The sequence below is a fragment of the Tissierella sp. genome (assembly GCF_052089545.1).
Taxonomy (GTDB): domain Bacteria; phylum Bacillota; class Clostridia; order Tissierellales; family Tissierellaceae; genus Tissierella_A.
On sequence record NZ_JBQDAA010000028.1, the window covers coordinates 17,219 to 17,666 of the forward strand.

Below are 448 nucleotides of genomic sequence, written 5' to 3' on the forward strand. Positions count from 1 at the left end.
AGAAACCAAACATCTACCAGAAGTTAAAGTATATCCTGTTTTACCACCATTTCCACCCTCATACTCCCATAGAGTTTTATTTTTATTTACAAAAATATCATTTTTTTCTCTTTGAGCTTTATGAGTTTTAGTTTTAAATATTTGTTTAAATTCATCATTTTTTAATGCTTCCTTAGTGATGATAGCTAAATCATAAGCTGTGGAATAGTGTCCTGCCTCATCCAAACCATGTGGATTTTTAAATTTAGTATTATCCGCACCGATTATTTTAGCTTTATAATTCATATTATTAACAAATTCCTTTTCTGTTTTACTAATATGATTAGCTATAGCTACAGAAGAATCGTTTCCAGATCTTAACATTAATCCATAAATTAAATCTTGTAAACTCAATATTTCATTTTTTTCTAAATATATACTCGACCCTTCAATATTTATACTTTTCTCA

Annotated in this window: 1 protein-coding gene; it reads right to left on the reverse strand. The window is 27.2% G+C overall.

Annotated elements, in window-relative coordinates:
• Positions 1-438: D-alanyl-D-alanine carboxypeptidase family protein (locus ACTHW2_RS03870; RefSeq protein WP_442262417.1), on the reverse strand; the 438-nt coding region annotated here is incomplete at its 3' end.
• Between the last annotated feature and the right edge of the window lie 10 nt (positions 439-448).